We start from the raw sequence: 14,572 nt of genomic DNA, 5'->3' as shown, positions 1-14,572 counted from the left end.
TTAATAACCCGACAAATCCAATTTCTGCGGTGCACGGGCTTTAAATTTCAACGCAGACGGCAAACTGTCATCGCCTTCCGCGCCGATTTCCGTTAAGCCCAAATGCAGTTTGCCACTGGCAATGCGATCCAAATCTTTTAAGGCTTGGCTGTGGGTTTCTTTCACATTGTCGGGAAAGCCTTTGCCTTCGGGACGGCGTGAATACAACCAATAGCGAGCCAGTTGTAGACAAATGTTACGTACAAGCGTTGGCACATCATTTAACGGTAGCAAATAACGTGAACGTAAATAGCCGTCCACCGTTTCGGTAGCGTATTCGCACGCCTTGTTTAATACGGCATAATCGACTTCCGTTGCTCTTGTGTTGTCATTAGAGAGTTGCACAAGCACCACTTCGCTCACCACTTCCGTTAAATCTTGTGCCTGAATGTACATTATTCTTTACCTTCGCCTTTGTTGTTTTTGTTTGCCTTTTCCGCTTCTTTGCGGGCTTTTTCTGCTGCCGCAAGACGAGCTTTTTCCGCCTCAGCTTCCGCCTGTTTGCGTTTTTCGTCTTCAGCTTCATCTAGCTTCACATAAAGCGAGATTTGGGCGTATTCTTCATCGGTTAATTCAATTTTTGCACCTTGTTCATAACGATTGCCGTTATGCAGAATGGCCATGGTGCCGATAACAACGTAAAGTTTTTTGTTCATTGGTTTCTCCTAGTGAAACGGTGTTACAAATCTTCCCTAACCCCTCTTTACTCAAGAGGGGGGATTTTTTGGGGTTATAGGCAACCTTTAATCAAATAACCAGCCGATGCACCGAGTAAGTGCGGTTTGTGAATATCGGTGGTGCGAATGACTTCAAGCTTGCCACCGTTTTCTTTGTAGGTGTCCACAAATAAGCCACCTTGACGACGGACGGTGTAGCCATAAGACGACTCATACACTGTGCCTTTGCGTTCGGTTGAACGTGGCGCAACATAGGCAAGCACAATGGCATCAGACCAGATGTCTTTAAGTTGATTGCTTTCTTCATACACCGCTTCGCCGATTTTTACGGTATCAATGCCAATCAACTTGCCGAATACTTCAGGCGTTACAATCGCCACTTGTGAATACTTGAGTTTTTCAATGACAGCTGGGTGTTCTTTTAATGCTGCCCACACATCGCCTGCAATCACGCATACATTCGGTTTGCGACCAATCGCACGCTTCACGGCACGAATGCCCGTGTCGAACATCGCAAAGATGTCTGCTTGTTTGCTAGTGATTTTCGATGTACCGCTTAACGTGACTTTGTTGCCGCTGTCGTATTTGTTTTCGTCTAAGGCGAGCGTTGCCACTTCTTTTTCACGACCGAGTGCAATCACATCTTGGGTGGTGTTTAAGGCGAATTGACGGAGCGAGAAAATCGCTTCGTTTTCCTCGCGGTAGTCGATGGCGTATTCCACATCGTGCTCTTCCAACGCCACGTCGATTGCCGTGATGTCTTCAGGGTCTAAACGGTTTGACGTGCCGCGTAAGTTACGCACCGTACTTGGTAAGCGGAATGCAAGGCGACCGAATTTCGGAATTTTGCCCGCTTCTTTGTCGATTTCGACGGTCGGCATTAACACTTCTCCGATGAGTTCTAAATTGTGATAGCCCTGTGCCAATTTGGTTAAAACAGGATCTTGCACACGGAGTGCTGCGAGATTGTGAGCAGTCATAAATTTCCCTTCTATTGATAAATTGCGTTAAAGGCGGCGGTGTAGCTCACGCCGTGTTCTTTGGCATACGCCATAATTTTTTGGTCAGCTTCGATGCTGGCTGGGTTTGTGCCTTCGGCATATTCCACCGTACCATCTTGCGGTGCTGCCGCTTTGTCTTTGGTGGCGACTTCACCGAAGTTCACCACTTGTGGCTGAGCACCCAAAAAGGCTTTGAGTTTGCTGTGTAGGTTTTCGCCTTCGCTAAATTCAACTACACCACCTTGCATTGTGGTGGAAGCATAGTTCAATAAATCTACCGCTTGCTGTTTAGCAATCGGGGCAAGTTTGCCCGCTTTCACTAAACCTTCAGCAAAGTCGGCATTTTCGGCTTTGGCTTGGTTGAGCGCGGTTTCAGCTTTTTCGGCTTTCAATTTTTCGTTTTCTGCCTTGAGCTGTTCAATTTCTTCAGGTGTCATTTCAAGTTCTCCTTCGGTTGATTGAGCTGGGTCTGAAGTTGGGTTATTCGGTTCATTAAAATTCGGCACAGGAAAACCTGCTTCATCTTGTTGATACCGTTTCAAATCATTGCGGATAGATTCTTCTACCACGCTATTGACTAAATAATCAGGCAATGCTTTGTCGGCTTCATCTTGTCCGTGTTTGCCAATCAGCCATTCACGCAAACGTCGCCACAAACCTGCTTCCGCCCAGTCGGAAAAATCCACTACGCCTTGTTCGTTTTCGGCAAATTCAGGGTTACGCAAGCCTTTTACGGCGGGTGGCATTGCCCCTAAGAAACCGACGTGGCGTAAGTACAAACTGCCCGGGCAAGGATTGTTTGGGCTATCGGCAAGATAGAACGAAGACGACACTTTCTTAAATCGTCCTTTTTCCACCATTTCGGCAAATTCAGGATCCACTTGGTTGAACTCGGCTTTGAGTACATCACCGTCCAACTCAAGGCGTTTTACCCAGCCATAGGCAGGTGCATTGTGTTTTGGGTGTCCAACTACCGCGGGGGATTCGTGAAAGTTTACGTCGTAGGCATTGACGGCTTGTTGCAAATCATCGATGGTAATTTCCACTTCTACGCCATTTGCATCTAGTCGTTTGCCGGCTTTGAAAATTTCAATCAGGGTCATTCGGTTGTTCTCCTTGTGTTGCGAACATCATAGGAAAAACGACCGCTTGTAGCTTTTAAACTGGTTTAAGGAATGAAAATGGGAAATCGAAAGTGAAAAGGAAGCGAATGGGGCGTTTTTGCGTGTTTATCGGTGTTTATAAACACGCTCAAGGTTATTCAAGCGATAATTTATCGAATTGCTAATAAAACGCCACAATGGGCGTTTTAGGGCTTATTTTTGAAAATTGAACGATATTACAGATTTTGGTCGATTTGGCGTTGCAAAAGTGCGGTGGCTTTTCGCAAGAGTTTTTGCTCGTCTTGTTCGCTTACGCCTAACCACGGACGTTTAGGAATGGTGACTTTCCCCCCACGCCCCGCCTTGCCACCGAATTGGTGCAAGCGGGCATATTTAGCGTCAGAACCAAACTCGACATTTTTGTCGTTGTAGTTGTAGGCGGTTTTATCCGACAAATAGCCGTCCTGTCGCAAAATCTTAGTGGACTTACCTTTCTTCTGCTTGCGTGCCAAGGTTTTTGGCGAAAGCGACTGCCAGTTATTGCCTTCAGGATCAACTTCCTGCTTAAACCGTTCCGCGTGGATTTTTTTCAAGGTTTCGCCCAGCACACCGTAGAGCTTGCGGGGTTGTTTGAGTTGGCTTGCAATACGGTGGAGTTTTTCCACCGCTTGCGTGTCGTTAAGGCTGATTTTAATCATAACTAAAAGCCAGCGAGTTTATTTTTCAATACATAGCCTTCAAGTTGCCATAATTTATTGAAGGCATTTTCAAAGGCAATACGTTCACCAATTTCTTGGTTATAGGTTGCTGGTGAAACGCAAGCAGACTCGCCTGTTACGGTGAACCCATTGCGTAAGGTTAAAACACAGATGGTGAGGGTTTCAGTTAAGCGGTGGAATTTTTTATCGGTAATAATAGATTCCAAATGTTCTTGGGTAACACGTTCAGTCATATTTATTCTCCTATTGATTAAAAAATAAGTTGGGGGTATAGTTAAGTTACCGCAGGGGGTTTCCTACTGGAAAGGTTACGATTGGTTTGTCGCCCGTATTATCCTGTTCGAATCAGGCAAACCTGCGGATTAGTCCAAACTTCCCCATAGCAAATCAAAACTATTCTTCAAATTTAACCAATCCAATTCGCCTTTAATTACGCTTGCAGTACGAACTAAATTGACTTTGTGTGCTAATTTTTTCTTGCTTAATTCATCTTTGATTTTTACTTCATAATCCATTTTTACTGCGACTTTTCCTTGTTCAGTTTCATAAATGAAAAGCAATGTTGGTAACTTTTGATCACGTTCTAATACTATCGCCTTTGGATTTCTCAACTTCTCTGGCAACTGTTCCCAAAACTCAATCGGCAAGTTAATGCCTTTGGCTTGCTTGGTATCACGCAGGGCGTGCAATACATCTTCATCACGCACGGCAATCACGGCAGATTGCGGAGCTTTTTCAAGTGCGGTCAATTTATCAATCACTTTGGCTGGGATTATGCCCACGTTTTTCATTTGTCCACGTGCCATTTTTTCGGTGGCAACGGTATCTACCATCGACTTCATCGCGCCGTTTAACATCATCACGGAACGCGGATTTTGTAACACGTTTTCAATCAGTAGGCTGGCAAGTTTTGGCTCGGCATTGACGAACTTATTGAATAACAGCTGATCCACGTCCGCATTTCGCCCTGCAGTCAAGCGGTCAAAATTATGCGGTTGAAATCCTACATCATAACCTTTCGGCACGCGTACCATTCGTGGATTGCCGGAACGTGTGCCGACTAGTTTTTCCTGCCATTCGATTTCAGGCGATGGGCTGACGGTTCTGCCCATTTCCTTGAGGTCATCTTCATCGTGAGCAATAACGGTGCAGTGGCAGCCATAGGCTTTAATGGGGTAGTAATAACGCCAAAATGGATCGCTGGCCGGCAAAATTGTGCCGTCTAAGTCAATATGCTCTTGGCGTGGGTGGCTATTATCGTGGTGATGATATTCCCAATAAGGCATCACATCAGCCAAATCTAAATGCTGTTGCAAACGACCGCGATTGTAGGCAGCGTAAACGTTGGTGTCGTAGATAATACGGCTACGCCAGTTTCTGCCGCCTTTGTAATCCCAGCCTGTGCGAGCGACAACCTCATCAAAACGCTTGCGGAAGCCTTCCAGTGTTTCGCCGTTGTTGATGGCTTCGTCCACCGCTTCGCGAAAGGCAAGCAGCACTTCATTACGATTTGCTCCTGCGACCATAAAAAAGTAGTCGTGTTCTTCGCCTAATACGTCAAGGTAGCTGTTGGTCGGTAGGTTGAGCTTTTTCTCAAAGTATTTGACTTGATTTTCAAAGGTGAATTTCATTGGTAAATCTCCCCTAGCCACTCTTTACTAAAGAGGGGGACTTTGCACGCTCATCTTCTACAGATTGTCGCCCTGCAAATTGGGCAGCGGTTGAACCCCACGCCAGCAGTTCGCCATATTCCGCAAAACTTAATTCAGGAATAAGGCTATCCAGCTGATTGCGGAAATCCTCAAGGCTTTCGGCTTGCCCTAATTGGTTGCGAATGCTTTGCAGCCAATGTTCAACGTGGGCTTCGCCCTCTACTTCTAACTGTTCGCCGATGGTCTCAATCACGCTTTTCGGGATAGGTTCGGCAAAGTCGGCAGTGTTGGCAGATTTTTCCGCTTTTTCGACCGCTTGCATAATGATGTCACCGTCTTCAAAACCATAAGTGCGGTGGATATATTGCTCGGTAAAGCTCACGCCGATTTCAGTCAAAATCTTGTCACGTTCCGCCTGCAGTTTGTCAATGCTTTCTTGTTCGAATAGCTCGAAGGTTGGCAAGGTGTCCACGCTGAAATTGAGTTCACAAATCCACGCCAGCAACTGATTGAACACGCCTTCCACAAGGCTGGCGTCATCGTTGCGAATATCACGCGTCACTTCTAGCCCTGCGGTGGCAGAGGCTCGGTTAGCTTCCGCTTCAGTGGTTTGGTTTTGACCGAGTAACGCAATGGCGATTTCTGATTTGCAGTAACGTAAGAAATCATCGAATACTTGTGAGCTTGCCCCTTTGCTTGCACTTTCTTTTAAATCAATGGAACTATCTTCAGGAATGGCAGCTACGGCGGTTCCCAACATCTTTTCCATACTATCCAAAAGTTCATCAATTTCGTGAATTTGGGCTTGGCGTGGGTGTTTACCGACCAGCCACGGGCTGCCATATTTTTCCATAAATTCCAACCAGAATTTAAAGCCTCCTTTCTTAAACGTTGCCGCCCAGAAGCAGAGCGAGAGATCGCCCAAGCCATACGGGTTGATGTAGGTCGCATTTTGTGTGGCAAGCAACATTCGATAAGGCGGCAGTTCTTCGCCGTTGATGTTCTCTTTGGTACGAAGTTTAAGCTGGTTTTCTTCATCGAAGACGAACCACTCTTGCGTTTTGCCTACGATTGCCGTTGGCAACAGTAAGCCGTTCTCGCTTTCCCACATCACTTCCAACGCCTGATAACCAAACAACGTGGCATCAAGTATTTCACTGATGATTTGGCTCATCGGCAAGCGGTCGAAAAGTGCGGTCAAAATCTCGTCCGTTTTTTCATTGCCTGTGGGCGTGATACGCCACTCAAGCCCTTTAATGGCTGCTTTTCTACGGCGAACACAGCCCCCAACGTGGCTGTCGGATAGGATTTCACGGTAAGCCGAAATATCCTTGCCCATTTTTTTCAGCACAGGATCAGGGTTCGGCAGGTAGTGCATAAACGACCAATAGTCAATGGCGTTGGCACGGCTGGCGATGACGCGGATTAGGTCTTGTTTTTTTGGTGTCATTGGCTTTCCTTATTTTTCATAATCCACAAAGGCGGCAAGCAATAAAAATACCCACCAACAGCGGCAGAAATGGTTAAAGTTACAAATGCGATCATGGTTAATATCCTTGCGTTAATTTTCGGCTGGCTCTTGGTTTGCGACTGTGGGCTTTCACAGGCAACTGCACCAACTGACGGCTAGCATAATGAGCAAGCAATAAAGAAATTGCGGTGTCGCCGTGGCGTTTGTTTTTGCCGTCTGCACTTTTGGTTCGTTTATCGGGAATGCGTGGCACGCCTTTCACCACTTGGAATGAACGCAAATCGGCAAGAATATCGGCATCTTTTGGAATGCTGTCGAGTTCGCCATCTTCGAGCGCGGCTTTAAATGGGGCGGTGTGTTCGCGATACCATTTTTCCGATAACTGCACGCAATCCACCAATGAGCCGAAGGCATCACGAGCAGCTTCAGCTAAATAGCCCCCATTCCCACGTGCATCAAAAGCTGCACCGGCAAAGCGTGGCAAATGCTTGAGAATAAACAGCACAATTTGTTCTTGTTGCTTGTAAGGCATATTGCCCAGCTCCACAATCAATCGAACGCTTTTGGTTAAGTTTTGCTGTTGTGCTAACACCACAAAGGACGTCATATCGCCACTGCGAGCAAAGTCTTCGCCTAAAAAATGTAATTGCGTTTCATCTAAGGTTTGCAAAATCGGCTGAAGCGTGGTTTCGCACCAATCCAGCATTTCCTGATAGCGTGTCGGCTCAGGTACAAGGCTAAAGCCATCTTTTGCCGTCATTCGGATTACGGGCGTGTTTTCGTTCATTTGGCGTTCAATCAACGCTCGTGAGAGCCATAAGCCTGTGCCGTTTTTCGGCACGCAATAGTATTCTTCTTCCGCATCTTCTTTGGTTGCCGTGTCATTGAGTAGGTTTTCTTTCCATTCTGCTTCTTTTTCGGCTGTCCATTCTTGCTTGCTGACTTGGCAAATACGTTGGTATAACCCTTCAGCACAGGCATCATCAAGGGTAATCGTATGCACTGAGTAGCGTTTTCTGCCTACCCGACTATCTAAAATCAGCTCATTGAAAAGGTTGTCCGCACCGTTGTGGGTAGAAATCAACCGCACTTTTGCACCCCACATAGTGAGAGCAAGAGCGGCTTTTAATACTTCCGCAAGGTATTCGTGAAAGGCTGCTTCATCAATAACCACCACGCCTTGCATACCACGTAAGTTTTTCGGGTTGCTGGAAAGGGCTTTTACTTTGAAGCCTGATGCAAAATAGATTACATAGGTCAGAATGTCCTTATCTTCATCTTGCAACACTTCTTCTTGAATTTCGCCTGCTGCATAGTTAAACGCCCTTGCCCACATTGCCACCGCGTCAATAAATTCACGTGCCATTTCCTTGTTTGACCCAATGTAGAACACATCAGAGCCACCATCTTTTTTAGCAAGGCTGGCAATCAAAGCATCATCAGCAGCTTCTGCCCACGTCAAACCTGTTCGACGAGATTTTTCGGCAATTTTGAGCTGGGATTTATCTGCTATCCAACGTTTTTGATAGCCCAACAGTAGCTCGTTTGGGTCAAAGGGAATGAGATCTTTCACTATGCAATACCTAAAATTTGCTGTTTGATTTTGTCGGCAGTTTCGGCTGATAAGCCCGCCTGAATAACAATTTTTTCCGTTTCTTCAGCAGCAAGCTCTGCTCGTTTTCTTACATCGGCTTGATAGACTTTGAGCTTAGTACTTGCTTGAATGAGTGATGCCACATTTTTGCCTGCAAAACTTAGGGCTTGGAATTTCTCCATCGGGGTCATCTCATCATCTTTGGCTTCTTCAATATCGACCAAGGCATCAAATAAAGACGACTGCAACATCCCCATCAAGGCTTCACTGCGTTTATCTTCCTTATCTTCTGCGCCTTCAGCGATAATACGTGCGGCTTCGGTACTATCTTTGATTGCCTTAAAGCGGCGTTCAATTTTTTGCCCATAGCGATGAATTGCCGACTTGCTGATTTGGTAGCCTTTTTCACGCAGTAGGTTTTCCAGTTCGACATAGCCGGAAAAGCCATTCTCGGTTAAGGCACGCTCCAGCCAACGGCGGACATCTTCAGGCAGTTTTTCAATACTTGAGCGAGGTGCCATGATTTCCCCCTATGCCCAATACTTTTCAGGGCGTGCAATTCCTGCTTGGCAGTCGATGGTGTATTCCACAATATCCACGCCCAAGCGGTTAATATCGGCAAACCACACGCCGTGCGGTTGTTTGGTCAGTTCCACCAGTTTGCGGTCGGAAAGGTATTCCAACTGCTGGCGGATTTCGTGCGGCGTGACATTTGGGTAAATGCCTGCCATCACATCACGCAAAAATTGTTCGCTGGTGGTGTATGGCATCGCTTTGTGTAAAGTATTGAGCAAGTGCCAACGCATACCTTCTCGGCGGGCTTTTTCCATCATTTTGCACTCTCCATTTTGTATAAATCACTTAAGGTTTTGTGTAGGGCATCCATTTTGGCTTCCAACACTGTTTGTCCGCGAATGTAGTCATCACGCAGGACATAAACGAGCGGCAGACTCGACTGCATTTGGTTGAATTGCTTTTCCAATTCTTCCACTTTGTCGTTTACTTTGAGCTGGTTTTGGTGGCGTTCACTCAAACTGTTTTGAAACTGCGATACTAAAATCTTGGCAAAGCCAAAACAGCAACCAAGAAACGACAACAACAACCCGACCAAGTGCCAAAATTCCACGTTAATGGTCATTGTTCGTCTCCTTGCAGATTTCCCGATAGGTCGCGTTATGCACCGCAATTTGACGGAGCGTTTCGGTGGTATCTTGGCGACTGGCTTTGATTATGCCAAAGCCCGAACAGCTGGGGTTAATCACGGAGATCGCCCGACTGTTGCAAGCGGTTAATGACATCATCACGGCGAGAGCCACGAGTGTTTTCTTCATTTTTCTTTCTCACTTCAAAATGTTTGACTTGGGTTTGAGCCACTGTCTTTTCCTGTTGCAGTTGCTCGTTTTGCTTAAACAAGCGGTCGATTTCCTGTTGAGCTTTGCGAATTTTGTAACAGGCAATCGCACCGCTGACCAAAACTACCGCAACCCCACCTAAAATTAAGTAAGCTATCATTCTTCTTGCCCCCGATTATTTAACGCATTAGCAAAACCTTTGGTCGCCACGCCACCACCGCAAAATAGGGCGAAGGTGTTAAAGAGTTCTCCTACATAGGCTCGGTCTAACCACACGGCATAAATCAAAATGCCAGCCATCAATAACGCCCCAAAAAATTGAATAAAGGCAGTGGTGGAAAGGCGACCGTTGTCGTTGGTAATCAACTCACTCAGTTTTTTCATTTTCTTTTTCCTTGTTGAAATAGTTTTGTTGGGCTGAAGCATAGCCAAAGAAAGTCAGGATACTTGCACAAACAAAGTAGCCGTAATATGCCAACATAATGCCAAGCAAAGTATTTGTGATCATTTCCCAATGATACTTAGCTTTGGTGTATTGGAATCTCGGCTTTGAAGAGCCAAAGAATATTGCCAATATCGCAAGTGCGGTCATAAAGTAAAAGAACCATTCATAGGCTTGTACAAGGTTTTTAATGCCTAATTCATTGGCAGAAATAAAACCACCGAAAATAATGATTTCCCATACCAAAGAGAAAAAGGTAATTCCGCGAATTTCTCGTTTCATTTTAGTAACTCCAGCGTAAGTAAAAGGCAGTAGCAGCGGTTGTGCCACCGTTGATTTTGCGATTTCGTTTGGCGTTGCTACTCATTCGCCAACCTCGTGTAAATTGCTTCTGATGATTTGGAAAACGTATTGATGCACTCATCGTTTATCCCTTAAATAAATGCTCAACATTCACGACCTCTTCGCTATCCAGCCAGCTCCACACATCAAAGCACGGGCAGTCTTTAATCCATTCGTTTGGGCTGATTGTGCCGTCGCCGTTGAGGTCGGGGCTTAGATCACGATGTCCACAAATGCGAGCACTGGGATATTTGGCTTCTAATTGGCGAAGCAAGTGGTGCAGAGCTTTCCATTGGGCTTCCGTATATTCGCCGTGATTGCGTTTGTCTTTGGTAATACCGCCGACTAAGCAGATGCCAAGGCTGTTTAAATTATGTCCTTTGACGTGTGTGCCTGTTTCGCCCTCTTTACGACCAGTTTCAACTGTACCGTCGGTATCAATCACGAAGTGGTAGCCGATATGTTGTAAGTGCGGATTGAATTGCTTGTAACTGCCAGCTAAACGCTGAAAGCCACGCTGTTTGTGCCAGTCATCAATGCGTTGAGCAGCGGTTTGGGTAGAGGTGCGAAGTTGCTTGCCGTTTTGAGTGGCTGAGCAGTGGATCACGATTTTGGTGATGGGTGAGGTGTGCATAAAAAACTCCAGTTATAAAGGATTACTTGATAACTGGAGTGTACTGAATATAGGTGGGAACTGATTTTAAACTGGTTTAGATAATTATTTTTGCTTTTGATGTAATACCGCTTTAATAATTACTGCATCACTAATTAAGCCATCTTTGACTTTCTGCTTAGCATTAATGGTTAATTCTACAGGACGTTTCTCAAAAGTACCGTTCTGAATTGCTTGCTTGTATTGATTTTCAAAGGTATCGTCTTGTACTTCCGCTGTTAGTTCATTTCCAGTTGTTTCATTCCTAATTTTTACCTTAAATCCGGTTTTTAGTTCGGTGTGAACAGTAATTATTCTATACATTCCATCTAAACGAACATCTTTAAACTCAGGTTGAATTTCTCTTGGTTTTGAAGCTAATACTTTAGCTTGCGCACCTGTTAGTGATACACCTTGAAGTTGTACCTTATCGGCATCAGACGCACTACGCAAAAATTCATTCTGTGTTTCTTGAGAATGTATTTTTATAGCTTCTAATGTTGGGTGTCGATCAAGTACCTTATTCACTATTTCTTTATTGGCTTCAAGTGTTTCTTTGGTTAATTCAGTTTGAATAGATATTGCCTGTATTAGTGCTTTTTCTGTTTCTTTTGTCGCAGAGAGTTCTCTTTGATGCTTAAGATCTCCCAAATAATCTTGGTAGAATCCTTCACCAAAATAAAGAACAAGAAATGTCATTATTCCTATTAACAAATATTTACTTGGCATTTTCGCTATAAGTGCTTTAAAAAGTTCAGTCCAATTTATACTACCGCCGTCACCAAATTCAGAGCAACCTTCGGCAACCTTAATCACAAGCTCTAGTTGTTTCTTTTCTGCTTCAGATAAACGCTTTGGTTCACCATATACTGCAATAGCATACGCTCTATATATCCCTTCTTGAAGTTTTAAAAATGCCTTCATTATCGGTGGAGTGATTGTTGAATGATAACGTTCACCAACAACTTTCATTTGTATTACGGGCCAATCGATAAATTGAATATTTAGATTATCTAATTCGGGAAGCTCATCATCTGAAAGTTTTTTCAGAAAATCGTAAGCATCTTGTTCGTTACGGATAACGATGTCTAATTTATCGTTTTGTTGTTCAGTTGTCATCTTAATTCCTCAGTTCCTCAATTATTTCTTTATCTTCCCACCACAAATACTTTCACAAGGTACGCCGTCTTTGTCGCGGTCTAGGCTACTTACGCCGCATTGGGTAAGGTAGAAACGGGCTTCTTCGCAGCTATCCATATCTTTACAGGTGCGTTTGCCTTCGCATTGGAATTGTTCTTTAGCAAATACGGCAGCCGCCACGCCTAATAAGGCAAAAGCGGCATATTTGAGGGATTTTTTCATCTATACTTCCTTACTCGGCAGAGCCAACAGATGACATAATACCTACACCATTGATGAAGCCGACTTCATATTTCTTGCCGTTATAAATGAAGCTGTCTGATACACTTTTTTGCTCAGTGGTGAATTGTTCCGAAAGTGCGGTTTGTGTTTGAATAAATTTCTTTCCTGCTGTTTTCATTCCACCTTTACCTTCGGCAGCAGATAATAACGCTGAATTTGAGAATAGCATCACAAGGTTATCTGTAGTGTTTTGAGATGGTGTAATGATTGTTACAACACTGATGATATTATGCGTTTTCTTTTGCAAAGTGATATTCATAGCAAAATTATTTGAAAAAGAGTAACTCATTAGATCATAGTTATCATTTTTCTCAAATTTTGGCTTTTTAGGCATTTTGAATGGTGAACTCATTTCTTTAAAGTTTGTATTTACAATTTGAGAAAATTGAGAGAGATTCATACCAATATCGTGAGCCGGCTCTTCTTCTGCTTCTTCTTTAGCCGTTTCTGTTGCTTTTTCTTCTGCGGGTTGCTCTGCTGCTTTTGGTATTTCAGCTACGACAGGCTCTTGCTTTTTAGGCTCTTCTGTTTTAGCTGGTTCTTCTGCTTTTGGCTCATCTTTTACCACTTCAGTTACTGTTTTTTGCTCCTCTTTAACAGTTTCTTTTGAGGCTACAACCTCTGTTTTTGTTTCAGTTGTTGCTGTTGCATCAGGCTTTGGAGCGATGATAATAGCACTGACTATCAATCCTAAAGCTCCGACTAAAAAGCCTGTAATGTGGCGAATGAACGCTCCTTTGCCCTTGGCTTTGAAATGTTTTGCAACTGCATACCAAAACACAACAAATAAGATGAGTGGAATAAAATTGATCATAATGGTTTCCTTATGGTTGGTAAAAAACTCTACGCTACTTTACAAGCCGTAAGTGCCGCCGTCGCCGCCAAAGCACTTGCGGTTTTCTCTATGGCTTCTTTGCCTTGCTCGTTGCTTTCTCGGTAGTCTTCGAGCAGGGTTTGTTCTGAGGGTGAAAGTTCATTATTCGGAATTTTTCCGATAAAAATATCTCCTATTCCAGCAATAATCCAATTTGCATTCACATTAAACTTGGTGATTAGTTCAAACATCAAGTCATCAGGCAGTTTTTGCTTACCTCTAATAACATCACTTAAGCGTGAAGCGGTCGTTTTTTCTAAAGCCTCTGCAAATTTTTCTGCACTTGAATAACCTAATTCTTTCTGTAATTGCTTAATTCTTGCCCCAATAGTCATATTTTTAGCCTTTTATCGGAAATGATCCGAAAATAATTTAGATTTTTCGGAAATTTCACTTGTTATTTCGGAATTATTCCGCTATATTTTGCCACATCAACAACAAACGAACCATAAAGCAACAGAAAGAAGGAGGTGTTTATGTTCAGCCGTTTATTGATTTATTTTTTGAAAAAGCCACAGGTGGCGAAGGTTATTCGGGAGATTGCTCGCCCGCCTGGCGAGCCATTAAATCTGCAAACGTCTTTAGACGATTTTGAACAACTTCTGGCACGCGTCCTTGAACAGCGAAAACGGCGTGGGTATCCAACATCTCTCGAATAACTTGGCTCACAGCTTGTTTTTCCTTACTGCCTAATGCGGCAGAAGCAACAGTATTTAGTAAGAGAGATTGAGTAGATAAAAGAAGTGTGAGTTCTTCTTGCTCGGTTCTTAATTGTTCAATTTCGTTTTTTAATTCGGCAATCTGATTTTCCATTTTTTGTTCCTTAGCAAATAAAAATTGATTGCCATAATTTACCACAAAACAACACGGAGAAGAAATGACAAACAAGGTATTTCACCCCTTGCCGTATCCGCAAACGCTAGAGAGTGCAAGGGCTTATTTCTTACTGCACGGGATTAACCGTAGCGAATGGGCAAGGCACTTTGGTGTGGATCAGCAAGCGATTTCCGATTTACTTCGCGGACAGCTGAAAGGCACTTGGGGCGAAGCCCATAAAACAGCGGTGTTGTTGGGTTTAAAGCCTAACCCAGACCACAAAGCGGCGGCTTAATCACGCAACCTGCTCTTTAACAATTTGGAAAAAACAGCGAAAAATCTAACCGCTCTTTATTTTAGAAAACAATAGGAGAACAAGATGAAACTGTTAAACAGACTAATGAGTTACCTACTCA

At 44.1% G+C, this 14,572-nt stretch carries 23 protein-coding genes; 1 reads left to right on the top strand and 22 read right to left on the bottom strand.

All coding sequences use genetic code 11. From position 1 onward, the window contains the following. The 22 genes from QMF79_RS04095 to QMF79_RS03990 all read right to left on the bottom strand — a co-directional run bounded on the left by QMF79_RS04095 (position 1) and on the right by QMF79_RS03990 (position 14,153). Positions 1-435 (bottom strand): gp436 family protein, encoded by a 435-nt coding sequence (locus QMF79_RS04095; RefSeq protein ID WP_281772866.1) that lies wholly within the window; start codon positions 433-435, stop codon positions 1-3. Further along, complete coding sequence (locus tag QMF79_RS04090; protein ID WP_005661667.1) at positions 435-695, bottom strand: hypothetical protein; 261 nt, start codon at positions 693-695, stop codon at positions 435-437. The genes QMF79_RS04095 and QMF79_RS04090 overlap by 1 nt, the downstream gene beginning before the upstream one ends. A 74-nt stretch (positions 696-769) precedes the next feature. Further along, complete coding sequence (locus tag QMF79_RS04085; RefSeq protein ID WP_005661669.1) at positions 770-1,696, bottom strand: hypothetical protein; 927 nt, start codon at positions 1,694-1,696, stop codon at positions 770-772. An 11-nt stretch (positions 1,697-1,707) separates the two neighbouring features. Then, positions 1,708-2,820: a hypothetical protein gene (locus QMF79_RS04080; protein ID WP_005661672.1), complete on the bottom strand. Its 1,113-nt coding sequence runs from the start codon at positions 2,818-2,820 to the stop codon at positions 1,708-1,710. A gap of 236 nt (positions 2,821-3,056) precedes the next feature. Beyond that, positions 3,057-3,518, bottom strand: a complete 462-nt coding sequence (locus tag QMF79_RS04075; protein ID WP_005661675.1) for a phage virion morphogenesis protein — start codon at positions 3,516-3,518, stop codon at positions 3,057-3,059. Between the two features lie 2 nt (positions 3,519-3,520). Then, positions 3,521-3,772: a Gp49 family protein gene (locus QMF79_RS04070; protein ID WP_005661678.1), complete on the bottom strand. Its 252-nt coding sequence runs from the start codon at positions 3,770-3,772 to the stop codon at positions 3,521-3,523. A gap of 129 nt (positions 3,773-3,901) precedes the next feature. After that, positions 3,902-5,170: a phage minor head protein gene (locus tag QMF79_RS04065; protein ID WP_005661681.1), complete on the bottom strand. Its 1,269-nt coding sequence runs from the start codon at positions 5,168-5,170 to the stop codon at positions 3,902-3,904. Positions 5,171-5,183: 13 nt separating this feature from the next. Next, positions 5,184-6,641: a DUF935 domain-containing protein gene (locus QMF79_RS04060; RefSeq protein ID WP_046067736.1), complete on the bottom strand. Its 1,458-nt coding sequence runs from the start codon at positions 6,639-6,641 to the stop codon at positions 5,184-5,186. Positions 6,642-6,738: 97 nt separating this feature from the next. After that, positions 6,739-8,235 carry a terminase large subunit domain-containing protein gene (locus QMF79_RS04055; protein WP_005661689.1) on the bottom strand — a complete coding sequence of 499 codons (1,497 nt, stop codon included), beginning with the start codon at positions 8,233-8,235 and terminating at the stop codon, positions 6,739-6,741. Beyond that, positions 8,235-8,777 carry a DUF3486 family protein gene (locus QMF79_RS04050; protein ID WP_005661691.1) on the bottom strand — a complete coding sequence of 181 codons (543 nt, stop codon included), beginning with the start codon at positions 8,775-8,777 and terminating at the stop codon, positions 8,235-8,237. The genes QMF79_RS04055 and QMF79_RS04050 overlap by 1 nt, the downstream gene beginning before the upstream one ends. Positions 8,778-8,786: 9 nt before the next feature. Continuing rightward, a complete protein-coding gene (locus QMF79_RS04045) occupies positions 8,787-9,089 on the bottom strand; it encodes a hypothetical protein (protein ID WP_005661693.1) in 303 nt (100 codons plus the stop codon). Next, positions 9,086-9,394 carry a hypothetical protein gene (locus QMF79_RS04040; protein WP_005661694.1) on the bottom strand — a complete coding sequence of 103 codons (309 nt, stop codon included), beginning with the start codon at positions 9,392-9,394 and terminating at the stop codon, positions 9,086-9,088. The genes QMF79_RS04045 and QMF79_RS04040 overlap by 4 nt, the downstream gene beginning before the upstream one ends. Before the next feature lie 116 nt (positions 9,395-9,510). Beyond that, on the bottom strand, positions 9,511-9,768 hold the full coding sequence (locus tag QMF79_RS04035) for a DUF2681 domain-containing protein (protein WP_005661698.1): 258 nt from the start codon (positions 9,766-9,768) through the stop codon (positions 9,511-9,513). After that, positions 9,765-9,992 carry a DUF2644 domain-containing protein gene (locus QMF79_RS04030; protein WP_005661700.1) on the bottom strand — a complete coding sequence of 76 codons (228 nt, stop codon included), beginning with the start codon at positions 9,990-9,992 and terminating at the stop codon, positions 9,765-9,767. The genes QMF79_RS04035 and QMF79_RS04030 overlap by 4 nt, the downstream gene beginning before the upstream one ends. Then, a complete protein-coding gene (locus QMF79_RS04025) occupies positions 9,976-10,332 on the bottom strand; it encodes a hypothetical protein (protein ID WP_005661702.1) in 357 nt (118 codons plus the stop codon). Before QMF79_RS04025 ends, QMF79_RS04030 begins: the two co-directional genes overlap by 17 nt. A gap of 1 nt (position 10,333) precedes the next feature. Continuing rightward, the gene (locus QMF79_RS04020; RefSeq protein WP_162836964.1) at positions 10,334-10,474 is read right to left on the bottom strand and encodes a hypothetical protein; all 141 of its coding nucleotides are present in this window, start codon (positions 10,472-10,474) and stop codon (positions 10,334-10,336) included. 3 nt (positions 10,475-10,477) lie between these two features. Continuing rightward, complete coding sequence (locus QMF79_RS04015) at positions 10,478-11,026, bottom strand: N-acetylmuramoyl-L-alanine amidase (protein WP_048950802.1); 549 nt, start codon at positions 11,024-11,026, stop codon at positions 10,478-10,480. Positions 11,027-11,110: 84 nt separating this feature from the next. After that, positions 11,111-12,163: a hypothetical protein gene (locus tag QMF79_RS04010; RefSeq protein WP_005661870.1), complete on the bottom strand. Its 1,053-nt coding sequence runs from the start codon at positions 12,161-12,163 to the stop codon at positions 11,111-11,113. Positions 12,164-12,184: 21 nt separating this feature from the next. After that, positions 12,185-12,406, bottom strand: a complete 222-nt coding sequence (locus QMF79_RS04005) for an excalibur calcium-binding domain-containing protein (protein ID WP_005661868.1) — start codon at positions 12,404-12,406, stop codon at positions 12,185-12,187. 10 nt (positions 12,407-12,416) lie between these two features. Continuing rightward, positions 12,417-13,280, bottom strand: coding sequence for a hypothetical protein (locus QMF79_RS04000; RefSeq protein WP_005661866.1), 864 nt, complete (start codon positions 13,278-13,280; stop codon positions 12,417-12,419). A gap of 29 nt (positions 13,281-13,309) precedes the next feature. Continuing rightward, positions 13,310-13,675, bottom strand: coding sequence for a helix-turn-helix domain-containing protein (locus QMF79_RS03995; protein ID WP_005661864.1), 366 nt, complete (start codon positions 13,673-13,675; stop codon positions 13,310-13,312). 193 nt (positions 13,676-13,868) lie between these two features. Next, positions 13,869-14,153, bottom strand: a complete 285-nt coding sequence (locus QMF79_RS03990) for a hypothetical protein (protein WP_005661862.1) — start codon at positions 14,151-14,153, stop codon at positions 13,869-13,871. A gap of 64 nt (positions 14,154-14,217) precedes the next feature. On the opposite strand from QMF79_RS03990, the gene QMF79_RS03985 reads away from it, so the two are divergent. Next, positions 14,218-14,451, top strand: coding sequence for a DNA-binding protein (locus tag QMF79_RS03985; protein ID WP_032827590.1), 234 nt, complete (start codon positions 14,218-14,220; stop codon positions 14,449-14,451). The last annotated feature ends 121 nt before the right edge of the window (positions 14,452-14,572 follow it).

The sequence above is a fragment of the Pseudohaemophilus parahaemolyticus genome (genome assembly GCF_938021905.1).
Classification (GTDB): Bacteria; Pseudomonadota; Gammaproteobacteria; order Enterobacterales; family Pasteurellaceae; genus Haemophilus_A; species Haemophilus_A parahaemolyticus_B.
Note: the sequence above shows the minus strand (reverse complement) of the source record. Positions and strands in the feature narration are given on the sequence as shown.

Coding starts and splice junctions, on each gene's coding strand:
- QMF79_RS04095 (WP_281772866.1), bottom strand. CDS start 435: ATGTACATTCAGGCACAAGATTTAACGGAAGTGGTGAGCGAAGTGGTG.
- QMF79_RS04090 (WP_005661667.1), bottom strand. CDS start 695: ATGAACAAAAAACTTTACGTTGTTATCGGCACCATGGCCATTCTGCAT.
- QMF79_RS04085 (WP_005661669.1), bottom strand. CDS start 1,696: ATGACTGCTCACAATCTCGCAGCACTCCGTGTGCAAGATCCTGTTTTA.
- QMF79_RS04080 (WP_005661672.1), bottom strand. CDS start 2,820: ATGACCCTGATTGAAATTTTCAAAGCCGGCAAACGACTAGATGCAAAT.
- QMF79_RS04075 (WP_005661675.1), bottom strand. CDS start 3,518: ATGATTAAAATCAGCCTTAACGACACGCAAGCGGTGGAAAAACTCCAC.
- QMF79_RS04070 (WP_005661678.1), bottom strand. CDS start 3,772: ATGACTGAACGTGTTACCCAAGAACATTTGGAATCTATTATTACCGAT.
- QMF79_RS04065 (WP_005661681.1), bottom strand. CDS start 5,170: ATGAAATTCACCTTTGAAAATCAAGTCAAATACTTTGAGAAAAAGCTC.
- QMF79_RS04060 (WP_046067736.1), bottom strand. CDS start 6,641: ATGACACCAAAAAAACAAGACCTAATCCGCGTCATCGCCAGCCGTGCC.
- QMF79_RS04050 (WP_005661691.1), bottom strand. CDS start 8,777: ATGGCACCTCGCTCAAGTATTGAAAAACTGCCTGAAGATGTCCGCCGT.
- QMF79_RS04045 (WP_005661693.1), bottom strand. CDS start 9,089: ATGATGGAAAAAGCCCGCCGAGAAGGTATGCGTTGGCACTTGCTCAAT.
- QMF79_RS04040 (WP_005661694.1), bottom strand. CDS start 9,394: ATGACCATTAACGTGGAATTTTGGCACTTGGTCGGGTTGTTGTTGTCG.
- QMF79_RS04035 (WP_005661698.1), bottom strand. CDS start 9,768: ATGATAGCTTACTTAATTTTAGGTGGGGTTGCGGTAGTTTTGGTCAGC.
- QMF79_RS04030 (WP_005661700.1), bottom strand. CDS start 9,992: ATGAAAAAACTGAGTGAGTTGATTACCAACGACAACGGTCGCCTTTCC.
- QMF79_RS04025 (WP_005661702.1), bottom strand. CDS start 10,332: ATGAAACGAGAAATTCGCGGAATTACCTTTTTCTCTTTGGTATGGGAA.
- QMF79_RS04020 (WP_162836964.1), bottom strand. CDS start 10,474: ATGAGTGCATCAATACGTTTTCCAAATCATCAGAAGCAATTTACACGA.
- QMF79_RS04015 (WP_048950802.1), bottom strand. CDS start 11,026: ATGCACACCTCACCCATCACCAAAATCGTGATCCACTGCTCAGCCACT.
- QMF79_RS04010 (WP_005661870.1), bottom strand. CDS start 12,163: ATGACAACTGAACAACAAAACGATAAATTAGACATCGTTATCCGTAAC.
- QMF79_RS04005 (WP_005661868.1), bottom strand. CDS start 12,406: ATGAAAAAATCCCTCAAATATGCCGCTTTTGCCTTATTAGGCGTGGCG.
- QMF79_RS04000 (WP_005661866.1), bottom strand. CDS start 13,280: ATGATCAATTTTATTCCACTCATCTTATTTGTTGTGTTTTGGTATGCA.
- QMF79_RS03995 (WP_005661864.1), bottom strand. CDS start 13,675: ATGACTATTGGGGCAAGAATTAAGCAATTACAGAAAGAATTAGGTTAT.
- QMF79_RS03990 (WP_005661862.1), bottom strand. CDS start 14,153: ATGGAAAATCAGATTGCCGAATTAAAAAACGAAATTGAACAATTAAGA.
- QMF79_RS03985 (WP_032827590.1), top strand. CDS start 14,218: ATGACAAACAAGGTATTTCACCCCTTGCCGTATCCGCAAACGCTAGAG.